The sequence below is a fragment of the Sphingobacterium sp. Ag1 genome (assembly GCF_000988325.1).
Taxonomy (GTDB): Bacteria; Bacteroidota; Bacteroidia; order Sphingobacteriales; family Sphingobacteriaceae; genus Sphingobacterium.
In genome coordinates this window covers 694820-712162 of the sequence record NZ_LBGU01000044.1, presented here as the reverse complement: position 1 = coordinate 712162, position 17343 = coordinate 694820, and the positions used below count along the sequence as shown (strand labels likewise).

General features: G+C 37.5%; 14 protein-coding genes. 5 read left to right on the top strand and 9 right to left on the bottom strand.

The window, feature by feature from the left end:
• Genes AAW12_RS23770 through AAW12_RS23755 form a run of 4 tightly spaced genes read right to left on the bottom strand, consistent with a single transcriptional unit; the run spans nucleotide 1 to nucleotide 2091 of the window.
• Entirely contained in the window at nucleotides 1–612 is a 612-nt protein-coding gene (locus AAW12_RS23770; RefSeq protein WP_046676105.1) for a hypothetical protein, read from the bottom strand.
• A 5-nt stretch (nucleotides 613–617) separates the two neighbouring features.
• Nucleotides 618–914: a DUF3408 domain-containing protein gene (locus AAW12_RS23765; protein ID WP_053003964.1), complete on the bottom strand. Its 297-nt coding sequence runs from the start codon at nucleotides 912–914 to the stop codon at nucleotides 618–620.
• Nucleotides 915–1322: a DUF3408 domain-containing protein gene (locus AAW12_RS23760; protein ID WP_046676104.1), complete on the bottom strand. Its 408-nt coding sequence runs from the start codon at nucleotides 1320–1322 to the stop codon at nucleotides 915–917. It abuts the gene before it with no gap.
• 1 nt (nucleotide 1323) lies between these two features.
• Nucleotides 1324–2091: a ParA family protein gene (locus AAW12_RS23755; protein ID WP_046676103.1), complete on the bottom strand. Its 768-nt coding sequence runs from the start codon at nucleotides 2089–2091 to the stop codon at nucleotides 1324–1326.
• Between the two features lie 673 nt (nucleotides 2092–2764).
• Here AAW12_RS23755 and mobA point away from each other — a divergent pair.
• From mobA to AAW12_RS23740, 3 genes are all read left to right on the top strand, one after another.
• Nucleotides 2765–3193 carry a conjugal transfer protein MobA gene (mobA, locus tag AAW12_RS23750; RefSeq protein WP_046676102.1) on the top strand — a complete coding sequence of 143 codons (429 nt, stop codon included), beginning with the start codon at nucleotides 2765–2767 and terminating at the stop codon, nucleotides 3191–3193.
• Nucleotides 3190–4467: a conjugal transfer protein MobB gene (mobB, locus tag AAW12_RS23745; RefSeq protein ID WP_046676101.1), complete on the top strand. Its 1278-nt coding sequence runs from the start codon at nucleotides 3190–3192 to the stop codon at nucleotides 4465–4467. Before mobA ends, mobB begins: the two co-directional genes overlap by 4 nt.
• A 120-nt stretch (nucleotides 4468–4587) precedes the next feature.
• Nucleotides 4588–5388 carry a metallophosphoesterase gene (locus tag AAW12_RS23740; protein ID WP_046676100.1) on the top strand — a complete coding sequence of 267 codons (801 nt, stop codon included), beginning with the start codon at nucleotides 4588–4590 and terminating at the stop codon, nucleotides 5386–5388.
• A gap of 17 nt (nucleotides 5389–5405) precedes the next feature.
• On the opposite strand, the gene AAW12_RS23735 is transcribed toward AAW12_RS23740, so the two are convergent.
• The 3 genes from AAW12_RS23735 to AAW12_RS25875 form a co-directional block, all read right to left on the bottom strand.
• The gene (locus AAW12_RS23735; protein ID WP_046676099.1) at nucleotides 5406–6023 is read right to left on the bottom strand and encodes a hypothetical protein; all 618 of its coding nucleotides are present in this window, start codon (nucleotides 6021–6023) and stop codon (nucleotides 5406–5408) included.
• 171 nt (nucleotides 6024–6194) lie between these two features.
• Nucleotides 6195–6449: a hypothetical protein gene (locus tag AAW12_RS23730; protein WP_156167752.1), complete on the bottom strand. Its 255-nt coding sequence runs from the start codon at nucleotides 6447–6449 to the stop codon at nucleotides 6195–6197.
• A 56-nt stretch (nucleotides 6450–6505) separates the two neighbouring features.
• Complete coding sequence (locus AAW12_RS25875; RefSeq protein WP_053003963.1) at nucleotides 6506–7471, bottom strand: hypothetical protein; 966 nt, start codon at nucleotides 7469–7471, stop codon at nucleotides 6506–6508.
• Between the two features lie 301 nt (nucleotides 7472–7772).
• On the opposite strand from AAW12_RS25875, the gene mobC reads away from it, so the two are divergent.
• Nucleotides 7773–9770, top strand: a complete 1998-nt coding sequence (gene mobC / locus AAW12_RS23720) for a conjugal transfer protein MobC (RefSeq protein ID WP_197084156.1) — start codon at nucleotides 7773–7775, stop codon at nucleotides 9768–9770.
• A 75-nt stretch (nucleotides 9771–9845) separates the two neighbouring features.
• Here mobC and AAW12_RS23715 read toward each other — a convergent pair whose 3' ends face one another.
• Nucleotides 9846–15161, bottom strand: coding sequence for an N-6 DNA methylase (locus tag AAW12_RS23715; RefSeq protein WP_046676096.1), 5316 nt, complete (start codon nucleotides 15159–15161; stop codon nucleotides 9846–9848).
• Nucleotides 15148–15585, bottom strand: coding sequence for a DUF1896 domain-containing protein (locus AAW12_RS23710; RefSeq protein WP_046676095.1), 438 nt, complete (start codon nucleotides 15583–15585; stop codon nucleotides 15148–15150). Before AAW12_RS23710 ends, AAW12_RS23715 begins: the two co-directional genes overlap by 14 nt.
• Nucleotides 15586–16098: 513 nt before the next feature.
• On the opposite strand from AAW12_RS23710, the gene AAW12_RS23705 reads away from it, so the two are divergent.
• A complete protein-coding gene (locus tag AAW12_RS23705) occupies nucleotides 16099–17106 on the top strand; it encodes an OmpA family protein (RefSeq protein WP_046676094.1) in 1008 nt (335 codons plus the stop codon).
• Nucleotides 17107–17343 lie beyond the last annotated feature (237 nt).

Below are 17343 nucleotides of genomic sequence, written 5' to 3'. Positions count from 1 at the left end.
TTAGATAAAATCTCCAATGTCAAAATTGTCAACCTCGTTGCTTTGGTTTTCCTTTTGGATGACATTATGTTTTTCCAGCAGCGATTTATCCAAAAGTCTTGCAATTTTTTGTGAGGCTCCTTCGATCGACTGTTGCATCATCGCAAATAATTCAGTTCCTTCGATTTTTTGTATAATATCGGTCGCTTCCTTTTCCTGAGCGCTATCAAGGTTATCCTGCTGTAGTAGATTACCCACCTTTGTAAGCTCATTTAAAGAAACGGCCTGTCCAAAACGATCATCATCGGGTGGAACATCATCCTCATCATCAAATTCTTTTCTATCCGCAACGGAATTGTGTTCTTTCTGATGGGCATTTTTATTAGAATCCGTATTTTCCTGCTTCGCATTATTGGCAACTATTTTTTCAACCAACTTTTTTCTGTTGGCAAGCCAAGCTGGGGTCTTTTCCTTAACCGGATTAACAACTTTGCCAACGACATCGGGGAACCTGATCTCTTTCTGCGCCACGACTTTGGACTGAGTTCGTACAATTTTTACTTTGTCAACCAATAATAAAGCAATAACCAGGATTAGACAGATCAATATTACTATCTGAATTAATGTATCCATAATATTTAAAAAAGAGATTTTGATTTCTCCTGGAACTCTTTGACCAACATTTCTTCAAACAGCGTGAAATGATGCGTTAATATGTTGTCCAGTAAGGCATAAAGTGGTATTTTGTCTTCACCAATCACATTCACAATTCTCGACAACCAAGTATTGTGCTCATTGCTAACATATATACTCTTGTCACTACGCCTATCCATGACCTGATCTGATAGAAATAGTGATTCATAATTCAAATTTTCATAAATTACCTTCTGATTAAGCTTCACGGTAACTTCAACTTTGGTATTTTGCTTTTTCATCTATAAAATGGGTTTAAATCTTTTGTTAAAATATTCGGTGATTTCATCACCATATTCGCGGAAATGATTTTCAAGTATATTGTCTATATATGAATACAGGGTAATCTTATCTTCACGGGTCAACTGAACTATGCGCAACAGGCGCTCATGATATTCTGAACGGATGTAGACCACCTTTCCACTCCTGCCGGGCGGAAACCGGTTAACGAGAAATAATTCTTCATAATCCATCTTTTTGCCCGTTCTTGACTTACTTCGCTCAACCTTAGTCGCGGGATCGGTATTTTTATCTGGAGTCTTCTCCTTATTTGCCGGGGGTAATGGTTCATCACCACTCATTATGTTCATCATAAATTCCTCATCAATGATGGGTTTCTCAAATTCTTTACGGTCTTTCTTTATTGCCATATCACGTCTTTATAATTTTTAGGAACTCTTTCACAAACTGATCCACACGCGTAGCTTTTAAAATCGGCATATCAGCAGGCAGCAATGTTGATTTAAATACGTAATTTCCGGTGTCATCGATCTCCTTGCGAAATCGTTTGCTATCCATGATTCTTGTTTCCATCATGTTCAGGGACAATCCCTCAATAACAGTTTGATATGCTTCGTATAAACCCGATCTTTCCCTCCCATCAACTTGATTCCAGAATAGAAAGAGAGATTGCTCAACAACATTCGCATTCTGTGCAGGAAGTTTAAGGAAGACATCACTGAAAGCTAATGTGCTTTCCACGACCAGTCTGTCTGCAGTTATCGGGCAAAAAATATAATCCATCCCTTTTAATGATCCGATAACCCCCTTAGTGTTGGCTGTCCCCGGCAAATCAAAAATCAAAATATCTGGCTGCACTGCACTGTTCTCAATAAAATTAAAAGCTGTTTCAAGCGCATCCTCCGCCTTACACTTTATGATTGGATAGGCCCTCTTATTAATCGAGTTGAACTGCTTTACAGCCAATTTTTTGTGAAAATCACTTTCCATAATTGCCTTTTTATCCCGCTCACGCATATTTACCAAACTATGTTGCGGGAAATCGCAATCAAGCACCGCAATATTGTAGCCCAAACGGTAGTGTAGAACACTGGCAAGAAGTACGGTCATTGTCGATTTGCCAACGCCACCTTTCTGCGTATAGATACTTACCTTCAAAGTTTTCTTCTTTTTTTCCATGTTGTTTTCCTTTATATATTTTAAGTTTAAGAGTTGTATTCCTTAAAAATTTGCTAAGCGTATGGTTGTAGGTTAAAAAATACTTATGGTAAATTTTACGGAGTCTAAAAAGGTGTTATATATGGTTTGTAAATAATATACACGACGTGGAAATTAGTAGCACAGCTACCAAAATTTCAGTACTCTAAACCTTATACTTTCCCGTTTTCATGGTTTTATGCTTTAGTGCTTTTATAGTTTTATCCTTTTACACTTTTAAAACCAAAAGCTTTTATTCTTTTAAAACTTTATATTTTCAAATCGTGAAAACTGACAATATTTCCTCCCCAATTATCTGATACAAAGGAAGGCAACAGTATGGATGGAAAAGCGGTAGGTTTACTATCTTTCCTGTTTTTACCTAACCTTTCCCAAACTATTTTATGATTTGATCTTTATTGTAAACTTTATAGTATCTCTTCCCAAGAAGAGAGCAAGTTGTGTTTTGAGTGCCTCAAAACTCGTTTTGTGCCCCAAAACTACTTGCTCTGACGAGGGCTGGGGAATCCTCCAAAGTCGGATATACCATTTATGATTTCTTAGCTATCTTATGTGAACCAGTAGGAAAAACAAGGTTTTTGATGGCTCATTAGCATGAATGTTCATCGTTTTCTATTAGGTTTTGAAAAAAGATATGACAGCAAATCGGAAAGGAGGTCGAAAACCCAAAATCGACAAAGCTACCCATCGCTATGTTTTCCGTCTCACAGATACAGAAAACGTAAGGTTTTTATCATTATTGGAACAATCTGGACTTGACAATAAAGCTAAATTTATTGTATCACTATTGTTTGAAAGGAAGATAAATTCGGTAATTATAGATAAAGGGGTTATGGATTACTGCACAAAATTAACACAGTTTTTCGCACAGTTCCGAGCGATCGGTGTCAATTATAATCAAATAGTAAAGATCCTACACACAAATTTTGGAGACAGGAAAACTGTATTTTATATCGGAAAACTTGAAAAAGAGACCGTAGAACTCGCTGCGATCTGTCGTGAGATTTTGATTCTCAGCAAAAAATTTGAAGCAGAATACATTGTAAAAAACGTGAATAGATGATTGCAAAAATAGCACATGGATCAAAAATTTATGGTGCCTTACTATATAATCACCAAAAGGTATTACAAAACACCGGGAAAATCCTATCACTTAATAATATGCTCGAAAGTCCGGATGGAACATATACAACCGGACAATTACTCTCTTCTTTTTTACCATACCTGGCGGCCAATAGGAAAACTGAAAAAACCGCTATACATATTTCAATCAACCCAGATCCAAATGATTTGGTTTCAGATGAAGAATTTATAACAATTGCGAAGGAATATATTGAGCGTCTGGGATATGGTGACCAGCCTTTTGTTATTTTCAAACATCATGATATAGACAGAACGCACATCCATATTGTTTCAACTTCCGTTGATAAGAACGGCATTAAAATACCCGATTCTTTTGAAAAAAAAAGATCAATGGAAATATGCAGGGATATTGAGAAAAAGTATAAGCTGACTCCTGCAAATGAAAAACAAATAACTGACGAAAATACCATTTTTTCACCCGTCGATCATACAAAAGGCAATATAAAAAGTCAGCTAGCCACTGTCGTCAGATATCTTCCAAAATATTATAACTTTTTAAATCTTGGTGGCTATAACGCGCTGTTATCCTTATTTAATATTTCCGTCGAATCTGTTAAAAAGGAATACAATGGTGAAATTAAGGAAGGGCTGATTTATTTCGCTCTGGATAAATATGGTGAGAAAGTGAGCAATCCATTTAAAGCATCCCTCTTCGGTAAACATGCAGGGCTCAGTGCACTCCGCTCCCATTTTGAAAAGAGCAAAGAAGGATCCGGAGATGTTAAGGCAAAGACAGTTCAGATGATTGCGCAAGCATTGAATTTAACATTTGACGAAAAGGATTTTAAGGACTATTTAACTCAGCATGGTATAAATACTATTATGCGAAGAAATGAGCAAGGAAGGTTATATGGGATTACCTTCGTAGACCACAACACAAGAAATGTATTCAATGGCTCGCACTTAGGAAAACAATTCTCTGCAAATGTATTTCATGAACTTTTTTCGAAGACCGAAGCTCAAGAAAATCTGAAAATTGAACATTTATTACCTAAAAATCCTTCACTAAAACCAACGACATCGCTAATAGAAGACCTGCATCCAATATTTCAACTTATCATGAATACAGACGAGATATTTAGCGATTGGGGGCTACTGGAATCGCTTTTGCTTGGTGGAATGACCGGAGATCCCGACGAGCAGCTGTTTGAATTCAATATGAAGAAAAAGAGGAAAAATAGGAAGCCCAACTAAAACCGAGCCTCTCAAAACCTACAAAACACGTACTAAGATTTAAAATATTAAAATTTAAATATTAACCACAGAAATTGAGTTTAATATTCTGTAAATTTATGTTTTTAAGAAGGGGGACCAATGGATAAGGTAAGAGCTCGAACATTCATTATGGGAGACCTGCATGGAGCATATCCGGCTCTCGTACAGTGTCTAACCAGATCTGGTTTTAATTACGAAAATGATATTTTAATTCAGGTCGGTGACGTAGCAGACGGCTATAATGGTGTTTATGAATCTGTTGAGGAACTGTTAAAGATGAAAAATCTGATCGCTATCAAGGGTAATCATGATGCCTGGTTAAACGAATTTATTCAGACAGATTTTCATCCTGTATCCTGGGCTTATGGTGGTAAGGGCACCATCGAATCCTATTTAAAATATAAAGATGACCCAAAGGTCTGCTTTGCAAAGGGATCGGGTTATAAAACCTCATTAAACTCCACCGATATTCCACCACATCATAGACAATTTTTTCAAAATCAAAAACTCTTCCACGTCTTAGATTCGAACTTATGTTGCGTACACGGTGGCTTCGACCGATATACCGATTTTTTTAGGCAAACCAAAAAAAACTATTGTTGGGACAGGCAGCTATGGACCGAAGCATTGAGATACGAAAATATGGGTAATCTTGCATCCACTTTTGAAATGGTTACACAATTCAAGCATATTTTCATTGGTCACACCTCTACATTAAATTGGAATACTGATCAACCAATGACCGCTTTAAATATTACAAATTTAGATACTGGTGCTGGATCTACTGGAAAATTAACGATTATGGACATCGATTCTAAAGAAATCTGGCAATCGGACCCATTACCAGAGCTTTACCCTCAAAGCAATGCTGTTCATGAACCCAGCAAGTCGTACAAATAGAATCAGTCCACGTATGCTTAAGATTCAATAAGTAAAATTATATTGATTTTTCCTTCACTTGTTTCGTGAACTTCAACACCGCTTAACACCAGATCAGCTAAATCATGTCCCCAAATTCCATATTTTCCTTGGGTTTCATTTCTGTTGATGATTCCAGTCCTTTTTTGTAAAGGAATGGTTTTCACGGCTGAGGTTAACTCCTCCTCTTTATATATTTCATGATACTTTTCACTAATTAAGAGTACTAAATCCCTTCGAGTAAAGCCCTTATCATTTCTGAACTCAAAGGTAGCTGGTTTATTGAGCGGGTAATCAAAAATTATGTTGATCTGTGTTTTTTTTATTACTAATTCATCAGCATTAATTAATTGATTAATTTCAGAACCAGGATTTTCTAAACTAATCCAGGGGATTTTTCCATCCTCCCAATCTTTTTTTTGTTCTTCGGTGGCTTTAACATTAAAATCAAATTCACCTATAAGTTTTCCTGCATTTGAATATAATTCATCATTCTTTTTAAATTCTTTTTTCTGAACTGATTCAATATACTGCTCTTTGGATGGGTTTCCAGAATTTGGATTGCAACTTAAGAAAAAAGCGACCAATAAGAAAAGAAAGATTTGTTTAATATACATTTCCGAGGTATTAGGTTTAATTAAAGGAAAAAGTACTAGCAAGCTTCGTACACTAAAATCAATGACAATCAATTTCGACCAAATTTAATCGGTGCTTTTCCACATTGTTAATGTACAAAAATAAAATTAATGAAAATCGAAGGCAAAATATCCTATTTGGATTTCTATACATCATAACCTATATCGGAGTTCTATTTGGCGCCAAATATCCTCAGCCAGATCTTGGTCCTCACCATGTTCAAAAGACCACTTTCCATTTTTTTTAATAAGCTTCTGAACCAATCCATCCAAAAGTATTTCGAATTCAGTCTGATCCTTTAATAGATCTTTCTTCAATAATACAACCTGAAAATCCCGAAATTTAAATGTAATCCTAAATATTTGTCTATTAAAATGATCTGCAAATTGTCCTATCGTATCATGCATAGTATTTATCGAAATTCTTTCTAATAATAGGAATTTTGAAGCAAATTTAAAAGGGATCAAAAGTTTTTTGGTTCAGGAAATTCGATCCTAAAAAATTCGTGCGTGGAAATTTTAAGTGCAACTGCTATATTTTCACATCGCATATATCTGAAAAAAGAAGCGAGCGTCCTGTGACCAGTGATCTTCATAAGGTCAAATGGTGAAATGCCCGCTAAGTAACCATTGGTTGCAAAGGTTCGTCTGGCAGTGTGGCTACTAACTAAAAAAGACAGGAGATGAATCCGTTCGATTCTTCGCCCTCCTTCAGTACGGGAAAATGCGACCTCCCTTTCAATGTTTGATTTCGCCACGATCTTTTTTAAAGTCAAATTGTAATGTGCTTCAGAAAAACCCTTTTGGATCGTTTTTCCATATTTATTTATAATTTTTATAACAATATCACTTGCAGGAATTACAACGGGTTGACCATATTTCCCGGTAATAATTTCAAAGAACAAATCGGTATCCACAACCCTTGTCCTCGCTTCAATTTGTTTCAAAAAACGAAACATATCACTAACCCTCAATCCTAGAAAACATTGACAAATGAAAATATCTATCACTTTTTTCTGTCCAGGAGGTAAATCCAACAGGTATAATTCTTTCAATTCATCAACTGTTAAGGTTACTGCAGTCGTTACTTCGGTCGGGAATATGGAAAGCTCGCCATCGAAATTCAAAATTTTTTCTTTTTGGAATCGTCTGATAAAAAAATGAATGGTATTGAGATTGCCTGATATTGTATTCTTTGAATAATTACTGGCCATTAGAGAATGATGGTATTTTGCTAACAACTCTTCACTGACCATCTCCATAGGCAGTGATGAAATACCTTCCATTGAAAATTTGCGAAAAGTATCAATATGAAATCTCTTATTTTTAATAGAATATCTGCTGTACCGATCCCCGTCCATCTTTTTAACCATCCCTGCCTCCATATTGTCAATTACATTTTTACATTCAGTAATAAAACACTTTACCATAACGACTTTTATTTTTGGCTAGCAAATCTAAAGGCTTTGAAAATTATATGCAAAACATAACACATGAAATTAATCATCTGTTTTTCAAACTGTTAATACTCAAAAAAGAGACAATATTAAAAAAAATAAACTTCACTTATAGCATTTAAATAGCCTATCAAATCAGAAAAATCTACCGAAATATCATTTTTCTATACCATTAATCTACTGGCAAAAATTGGGAAACTATAGGTCAATTTATCCCCCAATTCACTACGCTAAAAAAAAATTTACTCGTTGTTTATATCTATGCGGAAAACAGTTGAATATGCAAGAAGACGATGTAAGGGGATTAGCCAAGATCATGGCTTTTATGAGGGCAGTTAGTATTCTATTAGTTCTCATGAATTTCTACTGGTTCTGTTATTCATTTTTTCGAGAACATGGATGGACGCTTGAAGTGCTGGAAAGAATTTTGACAAATTTTCAGCGGACTTCCGGCCTTTTCAGTACTTCTTTCAATAGTAAGCTTTTCGCTCTAATTTTACTGGCGCTAAGCTGCTTGGGAACAAAAGGGGTAAAAAATGAAAGGATCAAATGGCAGAACATTAATACCTGTCTCATTTTAGGTTTTCCCCTATATCTACTAAATTTCCCACTTCTCAGTATTTCCGGTCCACTTTACATGCTTAGTACCACATGTGGTTTCATTCTCATAATGGTCGCTGGACTTTGGATGAGCAGGTTATTGAAAAACAGGTTGATGGACGACCCTTTCAATAATGAAAACGAAAGTTTCATGCAGGAAAAAAGGCTTATTGAAAATGAGTTCTCGGTCAATCTGCCAACAAAATTCTATTTTGGTGGGAAATGGAATAACGGCTGGATTTCGGTGGTCAATGTATTTCGCGCATCCATAGTCTTAGGTACCCCAGGAAGTGGTAAAAGCTATGCGATAGTCAACAATTACATAAAACAACACATTGAAAAAGGTTTTGCAATGTACATCTACGACTTTAAGTTTGATGATCTTTCAACTATTGCCTATAACCATCTATTGAAGCATACTGATAAGTACAAAGTAAAACCACAATTCTTTGTAATCAACTTTGATAATCCCCGTGAGAGTCATCAATGCAATCCACTAAACCCCAAGTTCATGACCGACATTTCCGACGCATATGAAGCATCATACACCATTATGCTCAATCTCAATAAAACATGGATTCAGAAGCAGGGTGACTTTTTTGTGGAATCACCAATTATCTTACTGGCAGCGATCATCTGGTTTTTAAAGATATATGAAAGTGGCAAATACTGTACTTTTCCACATGCGATCGAATTACTTAATAAAAAGTATTCCGATATATTTACCATATTAACAAGCTACCCGGAGCTCGAAAACTACCTTAGTCCCTTTCTCGACGCATGGGAAGGAGGAGCACAGGACCAATTGCAAGGACAGATAGCTTCCGCCAAAATACCTCTATCTCGTATGATATCGCCACAACTCTACTGGGTAATGTCCGGCGATGACTTTACTTTGGATATCAATAATCCTGCTGAACCAAAGATCCTCTGTATTGGAAATAACCCCGACAGGCAGAATATTTACTCGGCAGCACTAGGACTATACAATTCCAGAATTGTAAAGATGATCAATAAAAAAGGAAAGCTAAAAAGCTCAGTTATTATTGACGAGCTACCAACAATATATTTCCGTGGATTAGATAATCTGATTGCCACTGCAAGAAGTAACAAGGTGGCTGTCTGTCTCGGTTTTCAAGACTTTTCTCAGTTGGTACGAGATTACGGTGACAAGGAGGCAAAAGTAATCCTCAATACTGTTGGAAATATATTCTCAGGTCAGGTAGTTGGCGACACCGCCAAAACTCTCTCAGAAAGATTTGGTAAGATCGTCCAAAAACGTCGATCAGTATCCATCAATAGAAATGATACGAGCACTTCGATTTCGACACAGCTGGACAGTCTGATCCCCGCCTCTAAAATATCAACTTTATCCCAAGGTATGTTCGTCGGCGCCGTTGCTGACAATTTTGGTGAAAAAATAGAACAAAAGATATTTCATGCCCAGATCGTTGTGGACACAGAAAAAGTGGCTAACGAAACCAAAAATTATAAGCCCATTCCAGAGATTCGTTCCTTTCTTTCTGAGACTGGTGAAGATATAATGGAAAAAGTAATTGACGAAAATTATCGTCGCATAAAACTCGATGTTTCCTACATTATTGTGAATGAATTGGCAAGAATCGAAAAGGACCCTGAATTAGCTCACCTGATCAAAAAGAATAAAAAATAAAATTAATGCTAAATAACAGAATTAATCAGCCAGATCGCTCTGGCTGATTATATATTTATCAAAATGCAGAACCATTTAAATTTTAAATTGCTGTGCTTTCTTTATTTTCTCATCCTCAACTTCAACATTTGCATTCGTGGTATCCTCTTCCTTACTTGTATCCAGCGATAATTGAATTTTCCTTTCAATAGCTGCCAATTCTGTTTTCAGAGCGCCTAGCTGCTTCTCTTTATTCCAGCTGCCATTAACGATATCATTAAGTACAAGTTGGTCATCTCTAAGCTGTTTGAGCTTTTTCTCCTCTTCCCCAATGAGCCCGGGAAGCTTCTGCAGGGCATTAATAAAATTCATACTTGCCCGCTCAGGATCATTTGCCATGAAACCGTTGTTATGGGTGTATTTGATATTACCTTCACCACAAACGAAAAACCTGTTATGTCTTTCAATATTGCTGGAGCCATCATTTTGAATTATCTCTGTTTTTACGAGCAGCCTAAAACCATATAACGATCCTATTTCCTCATAATCCCCGCCCGTTCTAGAAGCAGCAGCAAGCTTATTTAATTTAGCACCTATCTCCTTTACGTCCGCATCTTTAGGAACACCATCCAATACGATCTCATTTAAAACACTACCATCAGCTGATCTTTGAACACGGTTTTGAAAATTATTCCAATCGGCACTAAGTCTTTCTAAGCGTGAATTTCTGGTTTCAAGTTCTTCGACCAAACTTTCCAGTTTTGAGTTAGAACTCCATTTAGACCGCAAAAAAGCATATTTTTCACTTTCCAAAGCTGCAATTTTCTTTTCAATTTTTGCTTTCTCCAACAGGTCAGTATTCCCGGAGAGCAGAGCAACATATTCATTAAAATTCATGCCTGAAACCTCATCCATACCGCCTTCATCGAGTATCCTAACTGTTAGTGTATTGCTCTTTAACTGACTGATAAACCGCTGCTTATTTGCTAGCGTATTAAATTTGTAGGCGTCCAATGATTTTTCAACAGCATAAATAAAAACATCAACCTTATTATTAGCAAAAAATTTAGCTATCTCATTGCCCTTGCGTACTGCACGACCATCGCGCTGCTCAAGATCTGATGGTCGCCAGGGAATATCCAAATGATGTACTGCAACTGCCCTTTTTTGGGCATTCACTCCTGTGCCCAGCATTTCTGTCGATCCAAAAAGGACTCTTATCTTACCTTCATTGGTAGATTTGATCAGTGCTTTTCGCTGATCTTCGGTCTTTGCCTCCTGGATAAAACGGATCTCATCTGCAGGTATGCCATGATCATTGACAAGCTTTCTTTTGATCTCGCTATATATATTCCAGTCGTCAACCTTAAACGTTCCAAGGTCAGAAAAAACAAACTGCGTACCCTTTTGCGCATGATAGTTTTTATAATATTTAGCAATATTGACCGCACAAACGGAAGCTTTATTTCCGGGATCATCGCGATAGCGTGGAGAGATCAATCGCATATCCAAAGACATTTTTCTCGCGTAATCGGTTGCAATCAGCATCTTAGCTTTCTGCTCACTAGGCGACAGCGGGGCTCTACCCAAAAGTTCAGCATTACCAGTCTTGGCAAATTCCATCAATTTTTTAATGAACACCTCCTGATCTGCCGTTGGGGGAATATTGTATAGTATTTCGTTTTTTTCAGGCCGGTCAATACCAATATCCGCCGCTGTACGATAATCCGTAATTTCTGTATAAAACTGTGAGAGTTCAGGAACCTTGATAAAATGCCTGAACCGTTCCTTTTGAACAATATTGTTCGCTACCGAGAACTCATAATCTATGGATTTTCGGGCATAAATTGCTGCCCATGCGTCAAAACAGTTAATTCCCTGTCTTTCGAGCGCTTTGGGTCTTAAAAACTTGAAAAGACAATATAGTTCAGTAAGAGAATTTGAGATTGTCGTGCCGGAAAGGAATGTAGCACCAAGATCTTTTCCGGTTCTTTCCTGGATAGTACGTATTGCAAAGAGTAGGTTTAGTGCTTTCTGGCTGCCCTGTACGTTGCCAAGCCCTGCAACGCGCTCATGTCTGGTATTGAACATGAGATTCTTAAATTTATGGCTTTCATCGACAAACAGGTGATCGATTCCCATCATTTGAAAATCTACAACATCATCTTTACGGTTTTCAATATCATGCTCAAGGGTCTTCAGCTTGACATTCAAATTCTTCTTTCTTATTTCCACACCTTTCAACATTGCACCTGACACATCTTTGCCTTGATTACGTAAGGCATCTAGGTTTTGTTCCACAGAATGAAGTTCTGCCTTCAGAATGTCTTTTTGCAACTCGGGAGACTGCGGAATCATGCCAAATTGATCATGCGTAAGGATAATGCAGTCCCAATCATTATTTTTAATATCGCCAAAGATCTTTAGCCTTTTTTGGGGTGTGAAATCCTTTTTTCCGGGATATAGAATTTTTGCGAACGGATAGGCTTTTCTATAGGTTTCCGCAATCTCGTGAACATTCGCCTTTAGAGCGATGATCAAGGGTTTATGGACCAGGCCTAACCTCTTCATTTCCTGTGCACCCGCACACATGATGAGCGTCTTTCCACTTCCCACCTCATGGTCACAGATGCCCCCATTGTTGCTTTTGATCATGTAGATGGCATCCTTCTGACTATTATAGAGATCTTCGATACCAAGTGCCCTGCGGTCAAGTCCGGGAAAAGTCTGATGACTACCGTCATAATGTGGTCTTACATGGCAGTTAAATAGATCATTATACCTAGCAGTAAGCTCTCTTTTAAACTCATCGCTCTGCTGATAAAGCCAGTCCGTAAATTCATTCCGTATTTCGTCTATTTTTCCATTGGCCATTTGGATTGCATCCATGTCCTTGACCTTTACAGCAGTTCCATCCGCGAGGTATTCGGTTTTGGTAATATCGGGAGTGGTATTTACTAGGGCGTGCCGAAGAAGGTTCAATCCATCAAATGTTCTACTCTCAGATTTTATAGCATATTTTTCAGTGATCTTTATATTGCTCGACCTAGAGCTAACTGAAAAGTCATCGCTACTTTCCGAATAGGTAATCTTTATTTCCGCATCCAAAAGGTGGGTTGCAAAATGGTCATAAATATCAGTCTCGATCCAACGCTCACCCAGGTTAAAATCGAGCTCTTCAAATTTTATAGGTTCTGGTCGGACCTTTTCAAGCGCTTCCAAACTCCGCTGAGCCTCTTTATCTTCGGGATGGGCAGCAAGGTAATCCCTCACTTGATTAGCCTTTTCAATGACGTTTCCAGCAAGAAATTTTGGGGAAACCTCCATATTGGCAGACATTGGATTATAAAAAATCTGTCCCTGTAAATCTGCGCGTAGTTGACTTTCGGGCAGGCCACTGATCTGCTCCATGAAATCAAGCTCAACAGAACCATATTGGTTAAGGGAAGCAGCCAATGCCTCCGCAGCACTTGTTACGACAATTTCTGCCATTGAGTAGCTAACAGGACGCTCAAAAATATCCGCCTTATGTATTACACCTCCAATGGCGTGTTCAAGAAATGGAACTTCATTTCCTGAGCCATCCATCTTGATGAATCTGATATTCTCAGCCGTATTTAGATTACCAAAACGAGCCGTAAACTCGTCATAACTGCTATTCAATAGTTTCCTGCCTTCCTTATCCTCCTGCCTATTTTTAGCTTCAAAATCATAGAGCAAATGGTAATTGTCCCTAAGTTTAATATAGTACTCAATACGCTCCTTGTCCTTATTCGATAATTCAATGGGATGAAAAATAAAGTTTCCTTCCCGATCGTTCAGTTTTAGTTTACCAACCCCGTTACCAAAAACCACCAATGTGTTCTCCCGGTAAAATGCTTTACGTTCTTCTTTAAATACGGCTGGCTCATTTTTTGAAGCCGAACCATTCGCGATTTCATGAAACAATGACGGTAATTCTGCACTTTTCTTTGACGCTTTCGAGGAATGTTTTTTTACGCCACTTTCCGAAAACTTTTGAACCGATGCACCATTGCCTTTATCTTTAATATCCGTTGGATCAATTTCATTGAAATCAAAAAAAGAAAGTTGTTTGGATGTTGTAACCTTCTTTTGTACCGGCCCTCTACCCTTTACTTTGATCTTTTCTATGGATAAATCAGTGATCACCTGTTCCGAAAAAAGACTAAGCTGTGTCGCTTTTTCCGAATTGCTAATTCTCTGCGCGGCTTCAATGTCTGGATCTACTATAATTTTTTTATTGATCGATCTAACTTTAAATTCATCAAACAACGCGCGGTCGAAATACTGCTGAAAATCGTCAGAAAGCCGTTGCTGTAAATCCTCTGCGATCCCTTCAATACCACCATCATGGATATGAATTGTTGTAGGCTTTCCAAATTGATCGGTATCCTGAAAGGAACGGGTTGCAATAATATTGTTTGGATTATACAATAATAGGTTGCAATTCCCTGTAGACCCCGTGAAGTCCTGTGCACGTATCGACGATGAAGGGGTCCGGGTGTTCTTTTGTAAAACAATCAGGTCAGTTCCGACAGATGTTCCACTTTGTTCAAAAAGGTTATTGGGTAAACGTAGTGCGGAAACCAACCGGTGTTCCTGCATCAATGCCTCACGGATCGGGAAATTGGACGGACTGTTTAAGACTCCTTGGGACGTTATAAAAGCAAGGAGGCCACCTTCACGTAACTTATCGGTGGCCTTCAAAAAGAAATAATTATGTATGCTCTGAGCAGCAAATTTTCGAACTTTGTCCTTTCCCCTTGAATACGATAAATCAAAAATGGAAGTTGTTCCAAAGGGAATGTTTCCAATAATCAGGTCGTACCCTGTATCTTGCTCGTGTATAGTTTCAAAACTATCTACGCGTATATCCGCAGTGGAATCATACAGATTTTTTAATACTTTCCCTGTTAGTAGGTCTTGCTCATAAGCGCATATCCGTATCTCCTGAAGATCTTTGAACGGCTCGATAAACGCTCCCACCCCTGCCGAAGGTTCAAGCATAGTTCCGATCTCTATTCCTGTAGCTTTGATTGAAGTTGCAATGCTCGCCGTGATCTCTTTAGGCGTGTAAAATGCATCAAGGATAGAGCCCTTAATTTTGGTTACATAGTCCTGATAGATGCTGTCATTTTCGGAATTGTCCTTAATGAGGGCGAACAGCTCCTGTGTCATTGAAAAGTACGGCATATCCGAAGCCTTCCAGTGATTGATATCATCTGGGGAGCCTACTGGATTTAAAATAAATTTCAAGCCTCCGAATCCTGAAAAGCTATTCAGTATAAGTTTTTCATCCTCGGTTGCTTTCCTGCCCTCCTTTTCAAGTTTGAAAATCGTTCTGATCGCATCTATATTCTGCGACAAATGGCGTTTCTTATCGAATGCCATTTTGCTCGATCCAAATAGCGATGAAACCTGTTAACTCTGTATATAGCAGATCGTAATCAGTTGTATATGCAAAATCATCGGCAAGCTCATAATGCCCAAAAATTCCCTCACATTGCGGCAGTATCTTTAACGCAAAATCCCGAAAATCGAGCTCGTCAAAAACATCCGCAAATTCATAAGTTAATATTTCAAACAGTGTGTCGAATCTGGAAAAATGTAATCCCTCATAAAGAATGCTGTCAGCGATGGCATTGCATTCGTCAACAGGATTACCTGACCGGAATGCACCCTCATAGGCGTTTGCTGCCCATCGTCCACGCTGTTCAATAAATTTGGTATCACTTGATCGTTCCGGGAAGCTTGAATCGATATGGTCCTGCAATTTTAGTCTGTAGTAGGAATAATCCTGATTAAGGTTTTTCATGTCGCTATAATTTTTGTAAACTTTATAGCGATAAACCTAGCCAGCTGGACGAGTATTCCATTGATTATGACCTATGCGTTCCTCTTCTTTCCACTATCTTCCAAGAGCAAATAAAAAAGAAGCCCAGGACCATAACTGACACTAGGCTTCACTAACCAAACACAGCATGAACTATTTATATTTACTTTTTTTGTTTTGAATTTGAATAAGTTCAGACCTGGCTATCCAATAAATTACGATTACCACCATAAAACAGGTGGTAAGAGTGATAGACAGCATTATAAAAAGGAGAAGAAAATGCAAAAGAACTGCGGCTATTTTGCGCCACATTCAAACTATTGCTTTAAAATACTACAATTCGTTTTTTATACGTTTATATATACCTGCCTGGGTTGAATTTTGGTAAGCAGAAAAAGTAAAAAGTATCAGAATTAAAACGTTCAGAAATACTTCATTATATTTGAAAACGAAATAAAAGACTTAAATATATCACAACCAAACAAATTTTATTGAATGAAAAAATTGACAACCAGAATTGCGATTGCTGCAATCTTTTTATCTCTGTTCTCTTGTGGTAATAAGAAAGGAGAGAACAATAATGCGAAACAGGATACACTAAAAACAGAAGAAAAGATTTCTACCCAAACATCTTCTTCTACATTTTCGATTGATGCTATACCTTTTTCAGATAAAAGTATAGGTAACTTTCCTTTTTTCAATATGCCTGAAGGTCTCGTTTCGCAGAATAAACCAATAGAAAAGAAATATGATCAAATATTTTTTCCAATTGGAGGCGTTATGACTCCATTCGAGGGAAAAGCATGGAAAGCCAATGTTGTTGTAAAAGAAGGAAGCAGTGAACAATGGTCGCTGCCATACTTCCAAAAAAGCTTTGAGGAGGCTATTTTATCTGCAGGTGGTGTAAAAATATTTGATGGCGAAATCACCAATGAAGAATATGAAAAATACAGTAAGCAAGCAACAAACCTTGGTGAAGATGGTGGAATGGGCTATGCCGACGAAAATATCAAAGTTTATGTTATCAGACGCAAAGATCAGGGGAATATTTATATCCAGTTAACTGGTAACACCGCATACGGAAAAATCAATATTCTACAGGAGGAAGGATTTAAACGAACTATTACGTTGATAAAATCTGATGAGATTAAAAAGCAGCTAGATGAAAAAGGGAAGGCAGTATTGCACATCAATTTTGATACTGATAAAGCAAGCCTTAAACCCGATGGTTCAGATGCCGTAAAAGAGATTGTAAAGGTATTAAATACAGATAAGGCATTAAAAATTGCGATTAATGGCTATACTGATAATTCTGGTAATGAAGAACATAATTTAAAACTTTCTGAGGCAAGAGCTCAGTCTGTAAAAGATGAGATCGTTAAAGCAGGCATTGCAGTAGATCGTTTGTCGGCAAAAGGTTTTGGTCAACAAAACCCAATAGCAGACAATACTACCGAAGAAGGGAAAGCCCAAAACAGAAGAGTAGAATTGATTAAGAAATAAAAAGAATATCACTTGGTTTAAGGCTGACATTTTTGAACTTAAATACGAGTGGTCAGTAAAAAATAATAGTCCAGTTATTTCCTTTATAACTGGACTATTATTTTAAAAAAAACCTGCTTTAAGATACTAACCCAATCATGAAGAGGCATCCTCCAATTTCCACTTCCACTTATTCCCGCTATATTACCATAGCACGCTAAAAAAAGCCCAGAACCATAACAGGTTCCAGGCTTCACT